Source organism: Nocardia puris, from assembly GCF_036051655.1.
Classification (GTDB): domain Bacteria; phylum Actinomycetota; class Actinomycetes; order Mycobacteriales; family Mycobacteriaceae; genus Nocardia; species Nocardia puris.
In genome coordinates this window covers 1,563,863-1,585,379 of record NZ_CP107943.1, presented here as the reverse complement: position 1 = coordinate 1,585,379, position 21,517 = coordinate 1,563,863, and the positions used below count along the sequence as shown (strand labels likewise).

Here is a 21,517-nt window from a genome sequence, read left to right as displayed (position 1 = left end):
CGGATCGGGCCGTATTCCTCGCGGAATACGGCCCGATATGTCGTCGCGGGTGTCTCAGGCGACCGTCGCCGACGTGATCACCACGTCGTCCAGCGGAACGTCCTGGTGCATACCGGCCGAACCGGTGGCCACGCCGGCGATCTTGTCGACCACCTCGGTGCCGTCCACCACGGCGCCGAACACCGCGTAACCCCAGCCCGAGGGGGTGGGCGCGGTGTGGTTCAGGAAATCGTTGTCGGCGACGTTGATGAAGAACTGCGCGGTGGCCGAATGCGGGTCGTTGGTGCGGGCCATCGCGACCGTGTACTTGGTGTTCTTCAGGCCGTTGCCCGCCTCGTTCTGGATCGGGGCCTTGGTGCCCTTCTGCCGCATACCGGGCTCGAATCCGCCGCCCTGGACCATGAAACCAGGGATGACGCGGTGGAAGATCGTGCCGTTGTAGTGGCCGGCGTTCACGTAGTCCACGAAGTTCTGCACCGACGCGGGCGCCTTGCTCTCGTCCAGTTCCAGGACGATCGGTCCGAAATTCGTCTCGAGATTCACCTTGGTCATACCCCCACCTTTCCATTGCCGGGGTGACCGGTCAGCAACACGGGTCCCCTTTTCGCGTTTCGCACCGCTGTCGGCGCGGTGTGAATCCGCCGGTCGCCCCGCGCGGGCACCGGCTAGCATTTGCAACCGTGCCCGACGCCGCAACCGCTGTCTTGACAAAGCCTCCCGCCGCACCCGAGGTTCGTCCCAAGGATTTCCGCACCGCGCGAATAATCGCGCTGGTGGCCGGAACGCTGGGCGCGTTGCTGGCGCTGGCCGCGCCGTTCCTGCCGGTCAAGCAGACCACCGCGATCCTGAGCTGGCCGCAGAACGGCACGCTGGACAGCGTGCAGGCGCCGCTGATGTCGCAGGTGCCGATCGACCTGACCGCGACCATCCCGTGCGCCGCCGTGGCCGCGCTGCCCGAACAGGGCGGCATGCTGCTGGCCACCGCGCCGCCGCAGGGCGACCGGGCGGCGCTGGAGGCGCTGTTCGTGCGGGTCTCCGACAGCGCGGTCGACGTGGTGGACCGCAACGCGGTGGTGGCCTCGGCCGAGCGGTCGCGGATGGGGGAGTGCTCGGCCATCACCATCACCTCCGACCAGAACCGCACCCACGCGGCGTTCGTCGGCCTGACGAACACGGTGGAGCGCCCGGTCGAGGGCGGCGCGCCGGGTCAGGTGGAGACCGTGCAGGTGCCGGTCGAGGGGCAGCTGCTCGGTGATCTGCGCCCGCAGGTGGTGGGCGTGTTCACCGATCTGCGCGGCGATGTCCCCGCGGACCTGGCGTTCGACATGACCGTCGACACCCGCTTCAGCTCCAGCCCCACGCTGGTCAAGCTGCTGGCGATCCTGGGCGCGGTGCTGTGCACGCTGCTGGCGCTGGGCGCGCTGGCCCGCCTCGACGGCAGTGACGGCCGCGGGCACCGTCGCTTCCTGCCCGCGAACTGGTTCAAGCCCACCGCCGCCGACGGCGCGGTGATCGGCACGCTGCTGGTGTGGCACTTCATCGGCGCCAACACCTCCGACGACGGCTACATCCTGAGCATGGTGCGCGTCGCGCCGGAAGCCGGCTACATGGCCAATTACTTCCGCTGGTACGGGGTGCCGGAGGCGCCGTTCGGCTGGTACTACTACGTGATCCAGGTGTTCGCGGAGATCTCCACCGCGAGCCCGTGGGTGCGCCTGCCCGCCCTGTGCTGCGCCATCCTGTGCTGGCTGGTGATCAGCCGCGAGGTGGTGCCCCGCCTCGGGCGCGGCGTGCGCAACAGTCAGGTGGCGCTGTGGACCGGCGGCCTGGTGTTCCTGGCCTTCTGGCTGCCGTTCGACAACGGCCTGCGCTCCGAGCCGATCGTCGCGCTGGGCGCGCTGCTGACCTGGGTCTCGATCGAGCGGGCCATCGCCACCGGCCGCCTGCTGCCCGCCGGTATCGCGGTGCTGATCGCGGCGTTCACGCTGGCCGCCGCGCCGACCGGCCTGATGTGTGTGGCGGCGCTGCTGGCCGGCATCCGGCCGCTGGTGCGAATCGTGGTGCGCCGCCATCGCGAACACGGCACGCTGCCGCTGCTGGCGCCCATCGCCGCGGCGGGCCTGCTGGTGTTGACCGTGGTCTACAGCGACCAGACCTTCGCCGGCATCCAGGAGGCCAACCGGGTGCGCCAGGCCACCGGACCCAACCTGGCCTGGTACGAGGACTACCTGCGCTACTACTACCTGTTCGTGGAGACGGTCGACGGTTCGCTCTCGCGCCGCTTCGCCTTCCTGGTGATGCTGCTGTGCCTGTTCACCACCATGCTGGTGCTGCTGCGCCGCAGGCGGGTGCCCGGCATCGCGAGCGCGCCGACCTGGCGGCTCATGGGCATCGTGTTCGGCACGATCTTCTTCATGATGTTCAACCCGACCAAGTGGACCCACCACTTCGGCGCGTACGCGGGCATCGCGGGTTCGCTGGCGGCGGTGACCGCGGTCGCGGTGTCGGCGACGGCGCTGCGGGCGCGCAAGAACCGGGCCATCTTCCTGGCCGGGCTGCTGTTCGTGCTGGCGATCGCGTTCTCGGGCATCAACGGCTACTGGTACGTGTCGAGTTTCGGGGTGCCGTGGTTCGACAAGCGGATCTCGCTGTCGGGCTACCAGTCCAACACGCTCATGCTGATCCTGTTCGGCGTCGCGCTGGCGCTGGTCGCCTGGTTCACCCTGCGCGAGGAGTACATCAAGCCGCAACCGTCCGCGAAGACGGCGCGCGGCAGGCGGATTCGCAAGTTCGCCGCCATCCCGCTGACGATCGTCGCGGCGGGCATGGTGCTGCTCGAGGTCGCCTCGCTGGCCAAGGGCGCGTACTCGCAGTACCCGGCCTACTCGCTGGGACGGTCCAATATCGAGGCGCTCGGCGGCAAGACCTGCGGCTTGGCCGGCGACATCCTGGTGGAGCCCGACCCCAACGGCGGCAGGCTGAATCCGATCATCGACCCGGCCGCGCCGCCGGCCAACGGCGATCCGCTGGCGGGCGCGAACCCGGTCGGCTTCGACCCCAACGGGGTGCCCGACGACCTGTCCGCCGACGCCGTCGAGGTGAAGCCGGGCACCGGCAACACCTCCACCCAGTCGGTGGGCGCGGCGTTCGCCGAGGGCGAGAGCGCGGGCACCGGCGGCGGCCAGGGTGAGCGCGGCGTGAACGGCTCCACGGTCGCGCTGCCGTTCGGCCTGGACCCGGCCACCACCCCGATCATGGGCAGCTACCAGGAGGGCGTGCAGCAGCCCGCGCACCTGACCTCGAGCTGGTTCGAGCTGCCGGAGCGGTCCGAGGACCGGCCGCTGATCGTGATCACGGCGGCGGGGCGCATCATGTCCTTCACCGACACCGGCGATATGACCTACGGCCAGTCGCTGCGGGTGGAGTACGGCAGGCGGCTGCCCGACGGCGGCGTCGAGGTGCTCGGCGAGTACCTGCCGCGCGATATCGGCCCGTTCCCGTCCTGGCGCAACCTGCGGGTGCCGCTGGACGAGATCGCCCCCGACGCCGACGCGGTGCGCGTGCTGGCCAACGACCCGATCCTGATCGGCGACCAGTGGCTGGCGTTCACCCCGCCGCGCATGCCGCAGCTGGTCTCGCTCAACGACTACATCGGCCGCGACCAGCCGGTGCTGCTGGACTGGGCGGTGGGCCTGCAATTCCCGTGCCAGCGGCCGTTCAGCCACGAGAACGGCGTCGCCGAGGTGCCGAACTACCGCATCCTCCCCGACCGCCCGCTGGCCATCAGCTCCACCAACACCTGGCAGGCCCAGGAGTTCGGCGGCCCCCTCGGCTTCTCCCAGATGCTCGCCAAGTCCGTCACCCTCCCGACCTACATGAAGGACGACTGGGCCCGCGACTGGGGCTCCCTGGAGCGCTACGACCGCTACTACCCCAACGCCCGCCCCGCCGACCTCACCACCGGCACCCACACCCGCAACGGGTTGTGGTCGCCCGGTGATATGCGAGTGTTCTGAGCGGTGGATGCGTGAAACCGCCCGGGTGGACTTCGAGTCCACCCGGGCGGTTTCTGTTCACGGCCGGGTGCGTGCACGGCTCGGGTGCACGTTGCGTTTCACGCCAAGGTTGTCGAGCTGCCCAGGGGGTCAACGGTTTTCGTTGGCGCCGGTCTACCCGCACTTTGTCGCTACGTCGTGCTGATCGAGGACGTCGTCACGACCGGTGGTGCGGTGCGCGCCGCCGCTCGGCAATTGCGTGCGCGGGGTGCGACCGTGGACACCGTGGTGTGCGCCATCGACCGCTCGCCCGCGAGGGAACACGCGCTGGCTGCCGGTGGTGTGACCGTCCGGCCGGTGCTGACCAAGGATCTGCTCGACCGTGTGACGGATTGATCCTGCTCGGTCCCGTCCGCACCGCACTCGTACCCCACCGGGTGGCGGGGTAGGGGATGTGCGGTGGCAGGCGGGGTCAGACCTCGAGCATGCGGCGGCCGAGTTCGCGGCGCAGCACCTCTTGGGCGGGCAGGCGGTTCAGGACCCGCAGGATCGCGGGCCGGATTTCGCGCTTCTCCTCGTCGGTGAGCAGATCGACGAGATCGCGCAGATCCATGTCATCGAAGGCTCCTGTCATACCCACGAGGGTACGTATCGAAACGCGATTCGTCTCGCAATCCGCGCCCCGGTCACAGATCCTTCACACCTTCGAAACCGGCAGCGCGTCAGGACAATTCGGACGCTCTCTCGGTAACCCGCCGGTCATAGAAAACCGACCGCCCACCCTCCCGGCGGGTATTCGGATCGGCTCCCCGGTTCGGATCGCCGAGCCCGAGTTGCACGGTTCTGCGTCACGGGATATTCGGTCAAGGACGCGAGGCGTACCCCTACCGCTGCGCGTCGTAGCGGGCGCGGGCGGCGAGCACTTCGCCCATGCGGGACTCGGCCCAGTCCTTCATGGTGACCAGCACCGGGTGGAGGCTGCGGCCGAGGTCGGTGAGTTCGTAGTCGACGCGGACGGGGACCTGGGGGGTGACGTGGCGGTCGATCAGGCCGTCGCGTTCGAGGGCGCGCAGGTCACCCCGATCCCCGACTCCCTCGACGACATCGCCGCCGCCACCATCCCGCTCAACGGACTCACCGCCCTCCAAGCCCTGAACGCCCTCGACCTGCGGCCCGGCGAAACCCTCCTCGTCACCGGCGCGGCCGGCGCGGTCGGTGGCTACGCGGTCGAACTCGCTTCCGCCGCGGGCGTGCACGTCGCCGCGCTCGCCGACGCCGCCGACGAACCGCTGCTCCGCACCCTCGGCGCCGCCGAAACCCTCCCCCGCACAACCGACCTCGCGGCCACCGTCCGCACCCGCTACCCCGGCGGTGTGGACGCCGCCCTCGACGCGGCGGCACTCGGCCCCGCCAGCCTCGGCGCCGTCCGCACCCTCGGCCGCTTCGCCTCCGTCACCGCCCACACCACCCCGATCCCCTTGCGCGGCATCACGGTCACCACCGTCTTCGCCCACGCCGACCGCGCCCAACTCGAATCCCTCACCACCCGCGCCACCGCCGGCGCCCTCACCCTCCGCGTAGCCGAATCCCTCCCCCTCACCGACTACGCCACCGCCCACCAACGCCTCACCAAAGGCGGCCTCCGCGGCCGAATCGTCCTGGTGCCGTAGCCATTTCCTAGCCCGTGCCGGGTGAGCACTATTGGACGCCTCCGACAGGCTTCGGCATCGACGAGCGCACGGGCGTCAGCCGCGCCTCGGAACCGATGACCTTCGCGGCGGCGTCCAGCGCGCCGGCGGGCGGCGTCGGTGGGCACGCCGGAGCCGGGGCGGATTTTCGCTTCGCGATCAAGGGCGTGCTCACCATCGGATCGGTCAGGCCGGTGCGGGTTCCGGTGGGGGGAGTTTCTCCATGGCGCGCAGGGCCTGTTTGCGCACCGGTGGATGGGGATCGTCGAGGAACGGCTCGATGAGATGCCGGACATCGGGAGCCTTCATTTGCACCAGTGCTTTTATCGCGGCCTCCCGGGTCGGTCCACCCAGATATTTCACGGCAATATCCCGGGACCGAGCGGTTTTGACTTTGCCGAGATATTCGACCAGTGGAATGGTTGGTGAACCCACCGGGAGTTCGGCCAGAAGTCCGGCGATCTGATCGAAATTTTTTCCGGTCGCGATCGTGCGTAGAGCCAAGCATGCCCAGTCCTGCGTCCGAGTCGGCAGTGGGGGTTGACGGCGCATTTGAGCGATGAGCAGGTCGATTGCTTGCTGATTGCCCCGGGCGGCGGGATCGATCAGGTTGCGAATGAGCCCGGACCGGATGATGGCGCGATGCTCGGACTCGGGGCCGGGAATCCGTTTCTCCAGATCGGCGAGCCAGTCGACGAAGATCGGAATGCCCTGCGGGATGGTGCGTGGGCCGTTGGCCAGGTCGCCCAGCGTGTAACAGGGCACACCGACGGCGGCGAGTTCTTCCATGATGCGACGATCGAACCCCCGCTGCCCGTCCACGTAGCGAACCGGAAGATCGTCCATCCACGCGGTGCCTCCGTCTTCGCTGCCGGGGGGCATTCGCAGGTATTTGATCGGCTCATGGTGGGGATAGTCAGGAGTATCGAGCTCTTTTCGTATCAGTTGAATTTGTCCCGTGTCGATATAGCTCTGGATGGCGGGATCATTGATCACGGTTCGGTGGTCGACAATCAGCACCATAGTGTAGCCGTTGTCGCGCGCCCACTGCTGACCTGAATCGGGTACACCGATCCCGTTGATCCATAAGGGAATTCGAGATACTCATGGCGCACTTCGAGCCCGGCGGTGCGGTAGATGCCGGATACCTTCACGCCCCCGTGATCGCAGATCTCGACGGGCTCGCTGCTCGATTCCTGCCAGCCGGGCCCGTTCGCACGCAGAGTGCGGAGCGTATCGAGCGCGGCAGCGGCGGTGTCGGTGGGAGAGAAGGCGGTGAGCGTGACAGTCGCCGTGCCCATATCGGCATCCGCTGTCGGAGGGTCGAACCTGTGCAGCACAAATCCCGGTGACGGTCCCTCCGATTGCCGCTGGGTCCAACCCGGCAACCGCGGAGCCTGAAGCGTGAAGTCCTCCGCGCCCGGCTCGCTGGTGAACATCGAATCGGCGTGCTGGCCGGTGGCACAGGCGAGGTGAGATCCGGAACCCTCACTCGGCGAGTCGGGCGTCGGACCGCCACACGCGACAAGCCACAACACCGACACGCTGATCGCGAGAGCGCGCTTCACCATGGATCGAGTTCTCACGACTCCACAGCCTATTCAGCAGTGGGCCGTTGCTACGGCCGGTGCACGTTCTTCGTGATCGACGTCCGAGCGGGTCGGATGTCGTGGCCCCCTCATCCCTACCGCACCCGGATGGGCGCATCTTCCTCTCGCCCACCGCGCGAAACCTGGTTCACTGTGATCTCGGCGGGGACCGCGGTGGGGTCGTAGGGGGTGAAGCGTTCGAGGGAGCCCCAGTCGCGGCCCCAGTCGTCGGCGAGGTAGGTAGGGACGGAGTCGGCGCGCAGGAGGAGTTCGGTCCAGCCGAGGGGGCCGCCGCCGATGTCGTCCTGCCAGGCGTTGGAGGCGTCGGAGCCGACGCGGTCGGGCAGGATGCGCCAGGCCGGGGACTCGGCGACGCCGTTGTGGTGGGAGAAGGGCCGCTGGCAGGGGAAGGCGAGGCCGACGTGCCAGTCCAGCAGCACCGGATCGGTGTGGCCCACAACGGAATCCAGCGTGGCCAGGCGGGGGAGGCGGGGTGGGGTGACGGCCAGCCACTGACGCTGGGTGATGTCGTTGTCCACGGCCACCAACCGCACCGCGTTCACCTCGGCGGGCAGTGCGTCCAGCGGGACGCGCAGCGTGCGCCACGAGGGCGCGGGCCCGATGTCGAGCGGGTTGATCGCGCCGAGCACGTCGACCGAACCGTCGGCGGCGCGGGTGCCGTACTCGACACGCAGTTCCTGCCCGTAGGTTTCGACGCCGTCGGCATCCACCGACTTGATGCGCCCGGCCGCCGTGATGGCCAGCACCCGGTAGGCGGGGTCGTCGCGCACGCTGTCGGCGAGGTCGAGCCGGTACCACTGGGAGGTCAGCGACGCCTGCCGCTGCTCGGACTCCTGGAAGGAGCCGAGCACGGGCGTGCGGGCCGCGTCCAGCCCGAACGGGAGCGCGACGGTACTGCCGTTGATACCCGCCTGTTCCGTTGTGCCGCCGCCGGTTCCGGCGCCGGTGGTGTCGGTGGTCTTGTTCTCCGAGCCCTGGTTCACGGAGTTGGCTGCGCCGGTGACGGTTTCCTCGGCGTCGGCGGTGAGGTCGGAGGCTACGCCGTTGGGGGAGAAGCCGGTCGACTCCGCGCTCAGTCCGTCGGCGGGCGCGCCGTCGTAGGGCAGCAGCAGCGAGTCGGCGGTGTCGGTCTCCACCAGTACCTCGTCGGCCAGCGCGCACGTATCCCCGGTCAGGGAGCGCAGATTCGACTTCGTGATCGAGTACGCCGGGTACTGGGTGACGGCTCCCTTGGCGAGCGAAGCGATTTCGAACAGCACCAGCAGCGCGGCCGCGATGGTCAACGGCACCGAGGCGAGCCGGTCGAAACCGTTGGGCGCCGTGGCCTTCTCCCGCTTGTAGGGCTCGCGGAAGTGGAACCAGACGGCGAAAAGCAGTGCCACACCGGTCAATCCGAGGAACAGCGTGGACAGTCCCTTGCCCGCGACGAGCGGCGCCTTGTCCCACCACGGCACACCGTAGCTCGACACGTACCACCAGCCGTTGGACCCGGTGAACGTGATCGCCAGCAGGAACAGCACCGCCGCCGCGAACAGCGCCCGGTTGCGCGGGGAGCGGATCGCCGCGCTGCCCACCGCGACGGCGGCCAGCGCCGCCAGCGAACCCGCCAGTCCCGCGTACACGCCGAAGTGGTGGGTCCACTTGGTCGGCGTGAACATCATCAGGGCCAGCGACGCGAACACGATGCCGAGGATGCGCACCGACGGCCCGCGCGAGGTCCCCGGAATCCGGCCCTTGCGCAGCACTTGCAGCACGCAGACCAGCAGGCACAGCAGCATCAGCAGCACGCCGAACCGCCGCGCCAGCGACCCGTCGGGGGAGAGCATGAGCAGCGAATCCCAGCGCGTGCGCTCGTCGAACCACGCCACGTTCGGCCCGACCTCGGTGCGCACCCGGGTCGCCTCCATCACCGTCGACAGCGTCTGGTCGGCGAAAACCACGATGAGCACGACGGTTCCGGCCGCCAGCCCCGGCGCGATCAGCGCCGCGTACCGGAACAGGGCCTGCCCGAACGACATTCCGCTGGTGGCCGCGCGCTTGACGATGATCTGCAAGACCGGCCGCGAGCCCGCGATGAGCGCCGCCACGCAGATCAGGCCGGTCGGCCCGGCCGCCAGCGAGAACGCGGCGATCAGCACGGCGATGGCGGCGGGCAGCAGGCGGCCGGTGGCGATGGCGCGCTCGATCGAGCACCAGGTGAGCAGCGCGCCCGCCGCGATGAGCGGTTCGGGCCGCAGGCCGTTGTCGTAGGGGAGCCAGAACGCGAGGAACACCAGACCCGCCGTCCACAGCGCCACCCGGTGGCGCCGCACGCGAGCGCCCAGGCGCGGCAACACTTCCCGGCTGATCACCAGCCAGCACACGATGCCCGCGAGCAGCGTGGGCAGCCGCATCCAGACGCTGGCGGTGGAGATCGACGTCATCCAGGCCAGCACCTCGTAGGACCAGCCGAAGGGTGCCTCCGGCACCGCGAACCAGCGGTAGTAGTTCGCCATGTACCCCGACGGCCCCGACGCGCGCGCCATGTTCAGGATGTAGCCGTCGTCGGAGGTGTTGGCGCCGATGACGTGCCACAGCGCCAGCGTGCCGAGCACCGCGCCGTCGGCGAGGGTGAACCGCCACCAGTGCGCGGGCAGGAAGCGGCGCGCGCGCCTGCCGTCGGAGGTGTCGAGCAGGTGCAGCGCGACGAGGGCGACGATCGTGCTGAGCGCCGCCAGGATCATGGCGGCGAGTTTGATCGTGCTCGGCGTGGAGGAGAAGCGCGAGTCGATGTCGGCGCGCAGCCGCGCGCCGGTGAGCTGCGCTTCGTCCAGATCGGTGAACACGCCGACGATCTGCGGCCGGATGTCGCGGGTGACGGTGTTGCGGAACGGCGTGCCGTCCTCGCGGTTCACGCCCGTGAACTCGACGGTCGTCGCGGCGGCGTCGGCCACGATCTCGACGGTCGAGCACCCGCCGATCTCCTCGACCGGAGCCGACAGCATCGGCACGTCGCGTTCGATGACCGACAACTCGCCGCCGTTGACCGCCACGACCACACCTTTGGCCGTCGCCTGCCCCGACTCCGCCGGAATCGTGGACAGCAGCGTCCGGTCCCCGCCGGCGAGCAGCCCGCACGGCAGCGAGACCTCCAGCCGCAGCGGCACATACGACACCAGCGGCGCCTCGACGCTCGACGCCTCCGCCTGCGGCCACTCCAGCACCGCCTGGTCCTGGCGCACCGGCAGCAGCGGCGTCAGTAGCGCCAGCACGAACCCGATGAGCCCCGAAACCAGGGCGATCAGGCGGAATCGGGTGAACGCTCGAGTCGATCGGTCCGGTCGCACGATCAGTCATGCTAGCCACACCCCGGCCCCCGCCCGGCACCGCGCGCCGGGGGAGCTACCCGGGGTGGACGGAGGTCCGGCGGAGCAGGAGCGGGCAGACGATCGCGGCGAGGGCGAGCACGCCCGCTCCGGTGGCGGCCGCGCCACCGAGACCGTCGAGAAAGGCGCTGCGGGTGACGTCGGTGAGACCGGCCGCGAGGTCCGGTGGCAGCTGCCCGGCCACGTTCGTCGCGGCGCCGAGCCCGGGAGCTAGCGGTTGACGGTGACGAGGGTGAACGGTCCGATGTCGGTCTTGGTGAACGCGTCCGAGTCGAAGAGGGATTGGGGGAACGCCACCGTGTAGCGCTCGACGTTCGGGTCGTTCGGGTAGACGTCGCGCGCCAAGCGCAGGGTGTAGGTGTCGGCGCCGCGGCGGAAGAGGAACGCGTCGGGCGCGCGGTAGGGGGTCGCGGCGAGGGCGTCGAAGAGGGCTTCGGGGGTTTCCAGCTCGCTCCAGCTCTCGATGAGGGCGGCGCGGTCGGCGAAGTTCGCGAGCGGGTTGGCGTAGTGGGAGGTCAGTCCCTGGAAGCCGAAGTACGGGTGGAAGGCCAGGAAGCTGGTGTCGGCGGTGAGCACCACGGTCTCGTCGTGGGGGCGGCCGGTCCGCGCCCGGAGGGCCTCGTCGATCTCCGCGTAGTACGACACGGCCGAGGGCGGACGGCGGTCGCCGCGCTCGCCGTCGCCGTCGGTGTCGGTGTAGGCCGTGGTGATCTCGGGGGCGAGGATGGCCGGGATGTGCTGGGTGAACGCGAGCGCGCCCAGCACCGCCACCGCGACGACGGCCACGCGAAAACGCTCCGGCTCGTTGAACGCCTGGTAGACCGCCCGCGCACCCTCCACGAACCCGAACGCGCCCGCCGCCGCCAGCAGCGCGTAGAGCGGGACCTCGAGGCGGAACGAGAGCAGGGTGGTCCCGGCCACCGTCGCCAGCATCGACAGCAGCGTCCACAGGTAGATCGCCACCACCCCGATGCCGAGCGCCTGCGCCCGCCGCGACGACCCGGCCCGGACCACCAGCCAGATCGTCCCCACCAGGCAGAATCCGCCGAGCAGGGAGAACTCGACCATCGGCAGCGGCAGTTCGGCCCCCGACGCGGGCAGATAGTGCATCGCGGTCCCCGAGCTGGGCAACCCGGAGGTCAGCGCCTCGACCAGGAACGGGAGCCAGCAGACCAGCGCGACGAGGCCGGCGATCGCGGCGATGGAGACGAGACGGATGAGCGGAGGGACGGCGGCCCGCCACGCGGGGGCAGTGGATTTCGCGGGAGAGCGCACCGCGATGCCCGCCGCCAGCAAGCCCATCAGCGTCACGGCGAAGGCGGCGACCAGCAGGTACAGCGTGTAGAAGTTGGCGGCGATGCCGAGCAGGAGGCCGGTGCCGAGCACCGCGCCCCAGCCGCCCGCCGTGCGCGGGGACGGCGCGCCCGCGTCTTCCTCCGGACGGTGCAGCGCGCCCCACGCCAGCACCAGCATCGGCGGCAGCAGCAGGGCGATGATCGCGCCGTAGATTTCCGGCGAGCCGTAGGCGACGACCACGGCGGTGGTCGCGGCGGTGACGGCGACCGCCCAGTCGGCGCGGATGAGCCGGGTCCACAGCACGAGCGCGAGCACGGCCGCCACCGCCAGCGATCCGATCGCGTACGGCTTGAACGCCTCCCACCCGTCCATGCCGAGCGCGTTCGCGACCCGTCCGCCGATCCAGAACCACCCGGCCGGGTAGAACGGCGGCAGGTCGATGTAGGTCATATCGCGCAGCGCGGGGCTGTCGGTGAGCCGCGTCAGGTACTCGGTGCGGAACTCCTGGTCCACCGAGACGCCGTGCAGGTACAGCTTGGTGGCGGCCAGCGGCATCCCGAGCGTCACCGTGACGAACGCCGAAACACCCGTCCACGACAGGATTTTCGCCACCCACGGCCACCGGCGCGCCCGGATCAGCCACACCGCCGCGATCAGCAGCGCCGCCGACCCCACCTGTCCGACCGTCGTCAGCGCCCGCGTCACATTGGACGAGTTGAACGCGGGCCACTCCACCAGCGAGAACCCGAACAACCCGACCGCCGCGACCACCACCGCCACGGCGACGGCCAGCGCCGCCTCCCCGAGCGCGGACCCGATATGCCTGCCCAGCACCGGAATCCGGCCGCCCTTGGTCTGCGACTGTGTGGCGCTCAACGAATCACTCCGTCCTGCCGAGCGGGCGTACGACCCGCTCCCTTGGTCGGTCTCGGCCGTCCCGGCCGCGTCCAGCCCGCCGCGGCGGGATCGCGACGATGGTATCCATCGGGCCGCCCCCGCCGACATCGCACCGCACGGCCCGCCGGTCCGGGTGCGGCGACTCGGCGTCGCGCGGGCCCGCCCGATATTCGGCGACGGTCAGGCCGGCGCGGCCCTGCCCGGTACCCATCCGGGGCGACATCGCGTCGTACCGCCCATCCGACGTCCGGGTGCGGCGACCAAGCCCTGCGGCGGGCGGCCCCATGTCCGGCCGAGACCAAGCGTCGTGCGGGCGCGCCCGGTACCCGGCCGGGCGACACCGCGTCGCACGGCCCACGACCACCCCGACGCCGGATCGCGCAGCCGTCCCTCGGCTCCCGAGATTCGCGCCGTTCGGTGCCGGATCACCGCCACCGTAGCGACGGGCCACGAGTGCGAGCGAGCGGCGAAATCGGGTGCCGCGTCGATGGTTCCGGCGAACGGCAGCTGACGCGCGAGAACCCGCCGAGGCGTATCCGGCTCGGCGGGTTGGGCGTCGGTTCCGCTCAGAGCGGGAGCTTGCGGAAGATCGGGCGCGGCACGTGGCGCAGCGCCGACATCAGGTAGCGCACCTGGCCGGGGGCCCAGATGAGCTCCTTGCCCTTCTCCGAGGCGGAGACGGCCAGCGCCGCGACGTCTTCCTTGTCGACGGTGAAGGGGGCTTCCTTCGCGCCGGTGGCCTTCCAGTGCTCCAGCGTGGTGGTGGTGCGCACCTGGCCGGGCCGGATGACGAGCACGCGCGGCCCGTGCGGCCGCAGCGCCTCGCCGAGGCCCAGGTAGAAGCCGTCCAGGCCGGCCTTGGTGGAGCCGTAGACGAAGTTGGAGCGGCGCACGCGCTCACCCGCCACCGAGGACATGGCGATGATGCGCCCGTAGCCCTGCGCCTTCATCTTCTCGCCGACGAGCACGCCCACCGACACGGCGGCGGTGTAGTTGATGCCCACCACCTGCACGGCCTTGCGCTGGTCCTGCCACAGCTGCTCGGCGTCGCCGAGCACGCCGAACGCGACGATCGCCACGTCCACGTCGCCGCCGGCCCAGGCGGCGTCGATCACCTTGGGGTGGCTGTCGGTGTCGAGCGCGTCGAAGTCGAGCACCTCGACCGTGCTCGCGCCGGCCGCCTCGGTCTCGGCAACGGCCTTGTCGCGCAACGGATCACCCGGCAGCGTGGCCAGGATGACCCGGGCGGGGCCCTTTTTCAGGTACTCGGCGACGATCGCCAAGCCGATCTCCGAGGTACCGCCCAGCAGGAGAATGGACTGCGGGTTGCCTACGGCATTGATCACTGAAGCTCCAGCCTTCTCGCCATATCGGACATGAAAACGCCTGTGGGGTCGACGGTTCGGCGGACCTTGATCCACTCGTCGATCCGGGGGTACATCTTGTGGAAGGTCTCGGCGGTGGTGCGCGAGTCCTTGCCGGTGTAGAGCCGGCCGCCGAATTCCAGGACGCGCCGGTCCAATTCGGTGACGAACTCGTTGAGCCCGGGGCCGATGGGGAAATCGACGCAGATGTTCCAGCCCGGCATCGGGAAGCTCAGCGGCGCTTGGTTTCCCGGGCCGAACAGCTTGAACACGTTGAGGAACGAGTAGAACCCGGACCGCTGGATGTCCACGATGATCCGCTTGAACTCGTCCACGGACTCCGGCGGAACCACGAACTGGTACTGGAGGAATCCGTTGGAGCCGTAGCCGCGGTTCCACTCGCCGAGCATGTCCAGCGGGTGATAGAACTGCGTCAGGTTCTGGACCTTGCCGCGGTAGGTGCCGGACTTGCGGTACCAGAGTTCACCGATCGGGGTGAACGTGTACTTGTTGGCCAGACCGTTCGGGAACACGTCGGGCAGCGTCAGGAACGTCTTGCCGGTGAATCCGAGCGGGTTCTTGCGCAGCTTCTTCGGCAGCTCGTCCAGTTTGGCGAGGTTGCCCCGGGAGATCGCCGCGCGGCCCAGCTTCGGTGCGGGGCTGATCGCGTCGAACCACGCCGAGCTGTACTCGTAGCGGTCCTCGGAGCCGTCGCTGTGGAAGGCGATGGTGTCGTCCAGCGTCGGCGTCACGTCACCGTCGGCGATGAAGTACGCCGTCTCGGTCGGCGTCATCTCGATGGTCGCGCGCAGGATGATGCCGGTGAGCCCGCAGCCGCCGATGGTCGCCCAGAACAGCTTGGCGTTGCGCTTCGGCGTGATGTGCTGCACGGTGCCGTCGGCGGTGAGCAGTTCCATCGAGCGCACGTGGTTGCCGAAGCTGCCCGCGCTGTGGTGGTTCTTGCCGTGGATATCGGAGCCGATGGCGCCGCCGATGGTGACCTGCCGGGTGCCGGGCAGCACCGGCACCCACAGCCCGAACGGCAGCGCGGCCTTCATCAGCTGGTCGAGGGTGACGCCGCCGTCCACGTCGACCAGGCGGGAGTCGCCGTCGATGCGGTGGATGCGGTTGAGCGCGGTCATGTCGACCACCAGGCCGCCCGCGTTCTGGGCGTTGTCGCCGTAGGAGCGGCCGAGGCCGCGCGCGATGACGCCGCGGCGCAGGTGGGCGGGCTTGCTCTCGTTGTCCTCGGCGACCATGGCCACGGCCTTGGCGATCACCTCCGGATCGGAGGTGGCGAGCACTTGTGCGGAGGTTGCTGCGGTGCGACCCCACCCGGTCAGCGCGCGGGTCACGGTGGGCAGCGCGTAGGCGTCGGCGCTCGTCGCGCCGGTCTCCTCGCCGCTTACCGTCCCGCCGGCACCGTTCGTCGTGGTGGCGGTCGAAGCTTTCGTGGACATCGGCATAGAGGCTACATGCATGACGAAACAGGGGGAGGATCTCGCGGTACTCGCGGGTATGGGATGCGTCTCGTCGGTGGACGCGCGGGCTGCCGCCCGGCAGCGCCTATTAGGCGTACCTCCGCCTTCGCTCCGGCCGTGCGCGGTGTACAGGCGGGCTGCCGCCCGGCAGCGCCTATTAGGCTCGCTCGCGTGAGTGCCGAACCCCACCTCCCGCTGCCCGCCGAGCTGCCGCTTGTCGACGAGCCCGGCGGCACGGACGTGGACCTGAAGACCCAGATCGTCCGGTTCACCGTCACCGGCGGCCTGTCGGCGCTGGTGGACTTCGGCCTGTACGTCCTGCTGCTGAACGTGGTGGGGTTGCCCGTCGCGCTGGCCAAGTCGCTCGGCTTCCTCGCGGGCACCACCACGGCCTATCTGATCAATCGTCGCTGGACCTTCAAGGCCCCGCCGAGCCGCAAGCGGTTCGCGGCGGTGGTGGCGCTCTACGCCACGACGTTCGCGGTGCAGGTGGGCATCAACCAGGTGCTGTTCCACGTGCTCGGCGACTTCTGGTGGAAGGTGCCGCTGGCGTTCGTCGTCGCGCAGGGCACCGCCACCGTCATCAATTTCGTGGTGCAGCGCGTGGTGATCTTCAAGATCCATTGACCGTCATGGCCCGTTGACGGGATCTCAGGCGAGCGCGGCGGTCTCCTCGGCGCGGGCCTGCGCCTTGACGCCGAAGTAGTCGCCGCCCTTGGCGCGCACGTTGTCGGTGCCCCAGTCGCGCACGCGGTCGGCGGGCACCAGATGCGGGATGTGCTTGCGGCAGTGGATGTAGGCCTCTTCCACATCGACCACCACCCACACTTGCGCGGCGCGGCCTTTCACCGGGGGCGGCAGTGCGGGCACGCTCTTTCGCAAATGTGCGTCCTCAACGATGCGCGCCGTGCCGTTGATGTGCAGGCCGATCAGATCGCGCACGAAATCCAGCAGGAGAATGCCGACGTGCGGGTTCTCCAGGATGTTGCCGAGACTGGCCATCACGCCGTTGCCCCGGTATTCGGGATAGGCGATCGTGCGCTCGTCGATGACGTGCAGGAATCCGGGCACCCCCGCGCGGAAACTGTTGTCGCATTCGCCGTGCTTGTCGGCCGTGGCGACGAACGCCATGTCCATGCGGCCGATGAACTCGATCATGGTCTCGTTGAGATGGTCGAGCATCTGGTCGTCGTAGAATCGCTGCGCCCGGTCGGTGGTGCCGAGCCGCTCCTGTAGTTCGTGCTCGCCGTCGCTGCCATACTGTTTGCCGGACATGCGCGCCCCTCTGCTAGCCGGATTCGGCAAGGTCCGGGGCGATTCGCCGGTGGATCGACCCGGGCCGAAATCTCACCCATTTTAGAGGAATCCGGTCGCGTCAATACGCGAAATCGCATTCGCCGAACCGCGCCGGATACCCCCGGGCGCCAACGGAATTCCGGCCGGAAATTCAAATCCGACCGGCCGGAATTCTTTTCGGAAAGCGCGCTCAGGCCGGAGCGAGCGTGACCGGCACGCCGTTGAACACCGCCGTTCCGGAGGGTGCGTCCACCACCGAATCATCGGTCAGCGCATTGGCGTTCACGCCCGAGGTGGCATCGGCGACGGATTGCGTGCCGGTGGCGTGGCCCCAGCCGTGCGGCAGGCTCACCACGCCGGGCATGATCGTCTCCGTCGGCTCCAGGGCGACGGTCACCGCTCCCGCCGCCGACTTCACCACGGCCCGCTCGCCGAGCCCGAGCCGCGCCACATCGCCGGGGTGGATCTGCAAGGTGCACCGGTTCGATCCGCTCACCAGCGTGGGGACGTTGTGCATCCAGCTGTTGTTGGAGCGCAGATGGCGACGGCCGATGAGCACGAACTCGGGCGCGTCCTCGGTGAGCCGGGCGCGCAGCCGCGCCACGTCGGCCAGCAGCGGCTCGGGTGCGACCTCGACGCGTTTCGAGGCGGTGCGCAGCGCGCCGGGCAGGCGCGGGGTGAGCGGGCCGAGATCCACGCCGTGCGGATTGTCCAGCAGCACTTGGAGATTCAGGCTCCCGCCGTTCCATTCGCCGTGCGGGCCGAGGCGCAGCATCAGGTCGATGCGCTGTTCGGTGCTGTTCGCGCCGTGCAGGTCCGGGCGGCGTTCGGGGATGCCCGCCTTGTGCAGCATCCCCGCGATGACGAGTTCGTCCAGCTGCCCCAGCGGGTCGCCGTCGTGCGGTGCGCCGGTGAGCGCCGCGCCCAGGCGCGCCAGCACCGCCGCCTCCGACGGCCGGTCGCCCAGCGGCACCAGCGGCCGCGAATAGCGCGCGTAGTTGCGCACCGCGAACTGGAGCAGCGCGAAATCGTAGTGCGGCGACTGGAGTTTGCGCGGCGGCGGCAGGATCACATCGGCGTGCCGGGTGGTCTCGTTGACGTAGCGGTCCACGCTCACCATGAACTCCAGCCCGGCGAACGCCGCGTCCAGGCGCGGGCCGCTGGGTGCGGAGAGCACCGGGTTGCCCGCCACCGTCACCAGCGCACGGACCTGTCCCGGGCCCGGTGTGGTGATCTCGTCGGCGAGGGTGGCGACGGGGAGTTCGCCCATGGTTTCGGGCAATTCGCGCACGCGACTGGTCCAGCGGCCGGTGCGGAACGGTTTGGTGCGCGCGATGGCGCCCGCGGCGGCGGTGGCGAACATGACGCCGCCGGGGGAGTCGAGATTGCCGGTCAGCACGTTGATCACGTCGACGAGCCACTGAGTGAGCGTGCCGAATTCCGCTGTGCAGGTGCCGATCCTGGCGTAGACGGCGGCCGTGGGCGCGCCGGCCAGTTCGCGGGCCAGGCGCGCGATGGTGCCGGCCGGTACGCCGGTGCGCTCCGCCACTACTTCTGGCGGGAATTCCGCTGCGGCGCGGCGCAGTTCGTCGAGTCCGTTCACCTCGACGCGCACGTCGGCGAGATCCTCCGCGAAGAGCGTGTGCACGATGCCGAACAGCAGGTACGCGTCGCTGCCCGGCCGCACGAAGACGTGCTCGTCGGCGATCTTCGCGGTGCGGGTGACGCGCGGATCGACCACCACCAAACGCCCGCCGCGCTTGCGCAGCGCCTTGAGCCGTCCGGGGAAATCCGGTGCGGTGCAGACCGATCCGTTGGAGTCGAGCGGATTCGCGCCGAGCATCAGCAGGTAGTCGGTGCGGTCCAGATCGGGTACGGCCACCGCCATCGGGTCGCCGAACATCAGCCCGCTGGCCACCTGTTTGGGCATCTGGTCGGCGGTGCTGGCGGAGTAGATGTTCTTGGTGCCCAGCGCCCGGATCAGCATCGGCAGGTAGAGCGTGCCCGCGATGGTGTGGGCGTTCGGATTGCCCAGGTACAGCGCGGCGGACTGGTTGCCGTGCGCGGCGACGATCGGGCCGAAGCGCGCGGCGATGTAGTCGAACGCCTCGTCCCAGGTGGCGACGCGGCGTTCGCCGGTGGCGCGGTCGCGGATCAGCGGTTCGGTGACGCGGTCGGGGTCTTCGTCCACGCGGCCCAGGCTCGCGCCCTTCGGGCACAGGAAGCCCTTGCTGAACGGGTCGAGTTTGTCGCCGCGCACGGCGGTGACGTGGTCGTGCGGGTCGAGGGTGATCTCGAGGCCGCAGACCGCCTCGCACAGCGGGCAGGTGCGCAGCAGGTTGCGGGACAGGTCTGTGATCCGGGCCATATCCCATCTTGACCCGGCGCGGGCGGCGCCGGAACCCCTATTTGCGACATTTCTCGACAATGTCGCATAGCGGAGAATCCCGCCCCGGACGCGGGGCCCGGGGCGGGGTTCGACTCGTCCGGCCGACCGTGGTCAGGCCGTCCGAGCCCGCTCCACCTCCTCGAGCCGAGTGCGCACGAAGCGCGCGACCCGTCCGAGCGCCGCCCTGCCCTCGGGCAGATTCGGCGCGATGCTCATGAACGCGTGCACCTGCCCGCGCCAGAGCTCCAGCGTGTTCGGCACCCCTGCGGCGTCGAGCCGCTCGGTCATGAGCTCGCAGTCGTAGCGCAGCACCTCGTCCTCGGCGGCCACCAGCAGCACCGGCGGCAGCTCGGCGAGGGTGTCGTTGACGGGCGAGAGCAGCGGATCGAGCAGGCCGTCGCGCTCGGCGCCGATCCGCACCACGGCCTCGATCGCCGAGACCGGGATGTACGGATCGAGCGCGACATTGCGGTACGCGCGCTTGGCGGCGTAGTCGAGATCGAGCAGCGGGCTCAGCCCGACCAGTCCGGCGGGCGCGGGCAGTCCGTCGCGCAGGGCGCGCAGCGCGGTCGCGAAGGTGAGGTAGCCGCCCGCCGAATCGCCAGCGAACACGATCCGGCCCGGGTCGACGCCGTGGGCCAGCAGCCAGCGGTAGGCGGTGAGACAGTCCTCGATCGAATCCGTGATGGCGCGCCCCGGCAGCTGCCGGTATTCGACGTTGACCACCGCGAGTCCGGTGCGCCGGGCCAGGCTGGCCGCGACCGGCCGGTGCGTCTCCAGTCCGCAGATCGCGAAACCGCCACCGTGCAGATACAGCACCGCGCCGTGGCGCAGGGCGCGCGCGGCGCCGGACGGGCGCACGATCTCCATCCGGAATCCGGCCAGGCGCACCTGTTCGCGTTCCACGCCGCGGGGGCTCGGGCGCAGGCGGGCGAGCCCGTCGATGGCGGCCGCGCCCACCGGGATCGTCACGCGGGTGATGGGGGCCGCGCGCAGCAGCGGGCGCACCACGCCACGGCAGGTGGCCAGCAGGAACCGGGCCTGCGCGCTCGGACCGTGCGGGTTCATCACGACCGGGGCACTGATCGTCGCCATGGCACACCTCCCTCATCGAGGCGCGCCCGAGTGCCCGGCCACGCCAGTGTGATCCGTTCCCTCTCTATCGACCGACACGCCCGGTGGCGAAACCTCCGTGACCGATTCGTGCGCCAGTCGGAACCTCCCCGACTCCGGAACCGGCCCGGCTGGCACACTCGGGGGCATGCGCGGAATCATCCTGGCGGGCGGCACGGGTTCCCGGCTGCACCCCATCACGCGCGGGGTGAGCAAGCAGCTGGTGCCGGTCTACGACAAGCCGATGGTCTACTACCCGCTGTCCACCCTGATGCTGGCGGGGATCACCGACATCCTGGTGATCACCACCCCGGAGGACGCCGAGGCGTTCACCCGTCTGCTCGGCGACGGCAGCCGCTTCGGCATCTCGCTCAGCTATGTGGTGCAGCCGGAACCCGACGGCCTGGCCCGCGCGTTCGTGCTGGGCGCGGACCACATCGGGAACGAACCGGCCGCGCTCGTGCTGGGCGACAACATCTTCCACGGCCCCGGCCTCGGCACCAGCCTGCGGCGCTTCGAAAGCATCTCCGGCGGCGCGGTCTTCGCCTACTGGGTCTCCGATCCCACGGCCTACGGCGTGATCGAGTTCGTGGACGGGCGCGCGGTGTCGATCGAGGAGAAGCCGAAGGTCCCGCGCTCCAACTACGCCATCCCCGGGCTGTACTTCTACGACAACGACGTGGTGGAGATCGCCAAGGGATTGACGCCCTCGGCGCGTGGCGAATACGAGATCACCGACGTGAATCGCGCCTACCTGGAGCAGGGCAGACTGCGGGTGGAGGTGCTGGCGCGCGGCACCGCGTGGCTGGACACCGGCACCTTCGACTCCCTGCTCGACGCCGCCAACTATGTGCGCACCATCGAGGAACGGCAGGGTCTCAAGATCGGCGTGCCCGAGGAAGTGGCCTGGCGGATGGGTTTCATCGACGACGAGGGGCTGCGCGCTCGCGCTGAACCGTTGGTGCGCTCCGGCTACGGTAGCTACCTGCTGGACTTGCTGGAGCGCGGACGGGATTGGTGAGC

18 protein-coding genes are annotated in these 21,517 nt (G+C 69.8%); 5 read left to right on the top strand and 13 right to left on the bottom strand.

Features of this window, described 5'->3' with window-relative positions; all coding sequences use genetic code 11:
• Positions 1-54: 54 nt before the first annotated feature.
• Complete coding sequence (locus tag OHB21_RS06990; protein ID WP_067509748.1) at positions 55-552, bottom strand: peptidylprolyl isomerase; 498 nt, start codon at positions 550-552, stop codon at positions 55-57.
• A 128-nt stretch (positions 553-680) separates the two neighbouring features.
• On the opposite strand from OHB21_RS06990, the gene OHB21_RS06985 reads away from it, so the two are divergent.
• Together OHB21_RS06985 and OHB21_RS06980 are read left to right on the top strand one after the other, a co-directional pair.
• On the top strand, positions 681-4,016 hold the full coding sequence (locus OHB21_RS06985) for an arabinosyltransferase domain-containing protein (RefSeq protein WP_067509746.1): 3,336 nt from the start codon (positions 681-683) through the stop codon (positions 4,014-4,016).
• Positions 4,017-4,193: 177 nt separating this feature from the next.
• Complete coding sequence (locus OHB21_RS06980) at positions 4,194-4,391, top strand: hypothetical protein (protein WP_228789716.1); 198 nt, start codon at positions 4,194-4,196, stop codon at positions 4,389-4,391.
• Between the two features lie 76 nt (positions 4,392-4,467).
• On the opposite strand, the gene OHB21_RS06975 is transcribed toward OHB21_RS06980, so the two are convergent.
• Both OHB21_RS06975 and OHB21_RS37425 read right to left on the bottom strand, forming a co-directional pair.
• Positions 4,468-4,629 carry a hypothetical protein gene (locus OHB21_RS06975; protein WP_170160759.1) on the bottom strand — a complete coding sequence of 54 codons (162 nt, stop codon included), beginning with the start codon at positions 4,627-4,629 and terminating at the stop codon, positions 4,468-4,470.
• Between the two features lie 250 nt (positions 4,630-4,879).
• The gene (locus OHB21_RS37425; protein ID WP_232331770.1) at positions 4,880-5,041 is read right to left on the bottom strand and encodes a winged helix-turn-helix transcriptional regulator; all 162 of its coding nucleotides are present in this window, start codon (positions 5,039-5,041) and stop codon (positions 4,880-4,882) included.
• Between OHB21_RS37425 and OHB21_RS06970 the strand changes: the two genes are divergently transcribed.
• On the top strand, positions 4,967-5,665 hold the full coding sequence (locus OHB21_RS06970) for a zinc-binding dehydrogenase (protein WP_067509744.1): 699 nt from the start codon (positions 4,967-4,969) through the stop codon (positions 5,663-5,665). The genes OHB21_RS37425 and OHB21_RS06970 overlap by 75 nt on opposite strands.
• 204 nt (positions 5,666-5,869) lie before the next feature.
• Here OHB21_RS06970 and OHB21_RS06965 read toward each other — a convergent pair whose 3' ends face one another.
• From OHB21_RS06965 to OHB21_RS06935, 7 genes are all read right to left on the bottom strand, one after another.
• The gene (locus tag OHB21_RS06965) at positions 5,870-6,706 is read right to left on the bottom strand and encodes a HEAT repeat domain-containing protein (RefSeq protein ID WP_228789710.1); all 837 of its coding nucleotides are present in this window, start codon (positions 6,704-6,706) and stop codon (positions 5,870-5,872) included.
• Complete coding sequence (locus OHB21_RS06960; RefSeq protein ID WP_067509742.1) at positions 6,697-7,254, bottom strand: hypothetical protein; 558 nt, start codon at positions 7,252-7,254, stop codon at positions 6,697-6,699. Before OHB21_RS06960 ends, OHB21_RS06965 begins: the two co-directional genes overlap by 10 nt.
• Before the next feature lie 113 nt (positions 7,255-7,367).
• Positions 7,368-10,619, bottom strand: coding sequence for an arabinosyltransferase domain-containing protein (locus OHB21_RS06955; protein WP_067509739.1), 3,252 nt, complete (start codon positions 10,617-10,619; stop codon positions 7,368-7,370).
• A 55-nt stretch (positions 10,620-10,674) separates the two neighbouring features.
• Positions 10,675-10,842, bottom strand: a complete 168-nt coding sequence (locus OHB21_RS06950) for a hypothetical protein (protein WP_157115838.1) — start codon at positions 10,840-10,842, stop codon at positions 10,675-10,677.
• A gap of 26 nt (positions 10,843-10,868) precedes the next feature.
• A complete protein-coding gene (locus tag OHB21_RS06945; RefSeq protein ID WP_228789841.1) occupies positions 10,869-12,785 on the bottom strand; it encodes a galactan 5-O-arabinofuranosyltransferase in 1,917 nt (638 codons plus the stop codon).
• 632 nt (positions 12,786-13,417) lie between these two features.
• Positions 13,418-14,197, bottom strand: a complete 780-nt coding sequence (locus OHB21_RS06940) for a decaprenylphospho-beta-D-erythro-pentofuranosid-2-ulose 2-reductase (RefSeq protein ID WP_067509736.1) — start codon at positions 14,195-14,197, stop codon at positions 13,418-13,420.
• Positions 14,194-15,681, bottom strand: a complete 1,488-nt coding sequence (locus OHB21_RS06935; RefSeq protein ID WP_195125185.1) for an FAD-binding oxidoreductase — start codon at positions 15,679-15,681, stop codon at positions 14,194-14,196. The genes OHB21_RS06940 and OHB21_RS06935 overlap by 4 nt, the downstream gene beginning before the upstream one ends.
• 186 nt (positions 15,682-15,867) lie before the next feature.
• Here OHB21_RS06935 and OHB21_RS06930 point away from each other — a divergent pair, with 186 nt between their 5' ends.
• Positions 15,868-16,323: a GtrA family protein gene (locus OHB21_RS06930; RefSeq protein WP_170160761.1), complete on the top strand. Its 456-nt coding sequence runs from the start codon at positions 15,868-15,870 to the stop codon at positions 16,321-16,323.
• 24 nt (positions 16,324-16,347) lie between these two features.
• Here the strand turns inward: OHB21_RS06930 and OHB21_RS06925 are convergent, their stop codons facing one another.
• The 3 genes from OHB21_RS06925 to OHB21_RS06915 all read right to left on the bottom strand — a co-directional run bounded on the left by OHB21_RS06925 (position 16,348) and on the right by OHB21_RS06915 (position 20,476).
• A complete protein-coding gene (locus OHB21_RS06925) occupies positions 16,348-16,971 on the bottom strand; it encodes a pyridoxamine 5'-phosphate oxidase family protein (protein WP_195124906.1) in 624 nt (207 codons plus the stop codon).
• Between the two features lie 211 nt (positions 16,972-17,182).
• Complete coding sequence (locus OHB21_RS06920) at positions 17,183-19,360, bottom strand: molybdopterin oxidoreductase family protein (RefSeq protein WP_067509733.1); 2,178 nt, start codon at positions 19,358-19,360, stop codon at positions 17,183-17,185.
• 132 nt (positions 19,361-19,492) lie between these two features.
• Positions 19,493-20,476: an alpha/beta hydrolase gene (locus OHB21_RS06915; protein WP_067509732.1), complete on the bottom strand. Its 984-nt coding sequence runs from the start codon at positions 20,474-20,476 to the stop codon at positions 19,493-19,495.
• Between the two features lie 166 nt (positions 20,477-20,642).
• Here OHB21_RS06915 and rfbA point away from each other — a divergent pair, with 166 nt between their 5' ends.
• Complete coding sequence (gene rfbA / locus OHB21_RS06910) at positions 20,643-21,515, top strand: glucose-1-phosphate thymidylyltransferase RfbA (RefSeq protein WP_067509870.1); 873 nt, start codon at positions 20,643-20,645, stop codon at positions 21,513-21,515.
• Positions 21,516-21,517: the final 2 nt, after the last annotated feature.

Bases quoted from the DNA above. Each gene is read 5' to 3' on its own strand.
- rfbA (WP_067509870.1), top strand. From the start codon at position 20,643: ATGCGCGGAATCATCCTGGCGGGCGGCACGGGTTCCCGGCTGCACCCC.
- OHB21_RS06975 (WP_170160759.1), bottom strand. From the start codon at position 4,629: ATGACAGGAGCCTTCGATGACATGGATCTGCGCGATCTCGTCGATCTG.
- OHB21_RS06960 (WP_067509742.1), bottom strand. From the start codon at position 7,254: ATGGTGAAGCGCGCTCTCGCGATCAGCGTGTCGGTGTTGTGGCTTGTC.
- OHB21_RS06990 (WP_067509748.1), bottom strand. From the start codon at position 552: ATGACCAAGGTGAATCTCGAGACGAATTTCGGACCGATCGTCCTGGAA.
- OHB21_RS06920 (WP_067509733.1), bottom strand. From the start codon at position 19,360: ATGGCCCGGATCACAGACCTGTCCCGCAACCTGCTGCGCACCTGCCCG.
- OHB21_RS06915 (WP_067509732.1), bottom strand. From the start codon at position 20,476: ATGGCGACGATCAGTGCCCCGGTCGTGATGAACCCGCACGGTCCGAGC.
- OHB21_RS06935 (WP_195125185.1), bottom strand. From the start codon at position 15,681: ATGCCGATGTCCACGAAAGCTTCGACCGCCACCACGACGAACGGTGCC.
- OHB21_RS06925 (WP_195124906.1), bottom strand. From the start codon at position 16,971: ATGTCCGGCAAACAGTATGGCAGCGACGGCGAGCACGAACTACAGGAG.
- OHB21_RS06965 (WP_228789710.1), bottom strand. From the start codon at position 6,706: ATGGTGCTGATTGTCGACCACCGAACCGTGATCAATGATCCCGCCATC.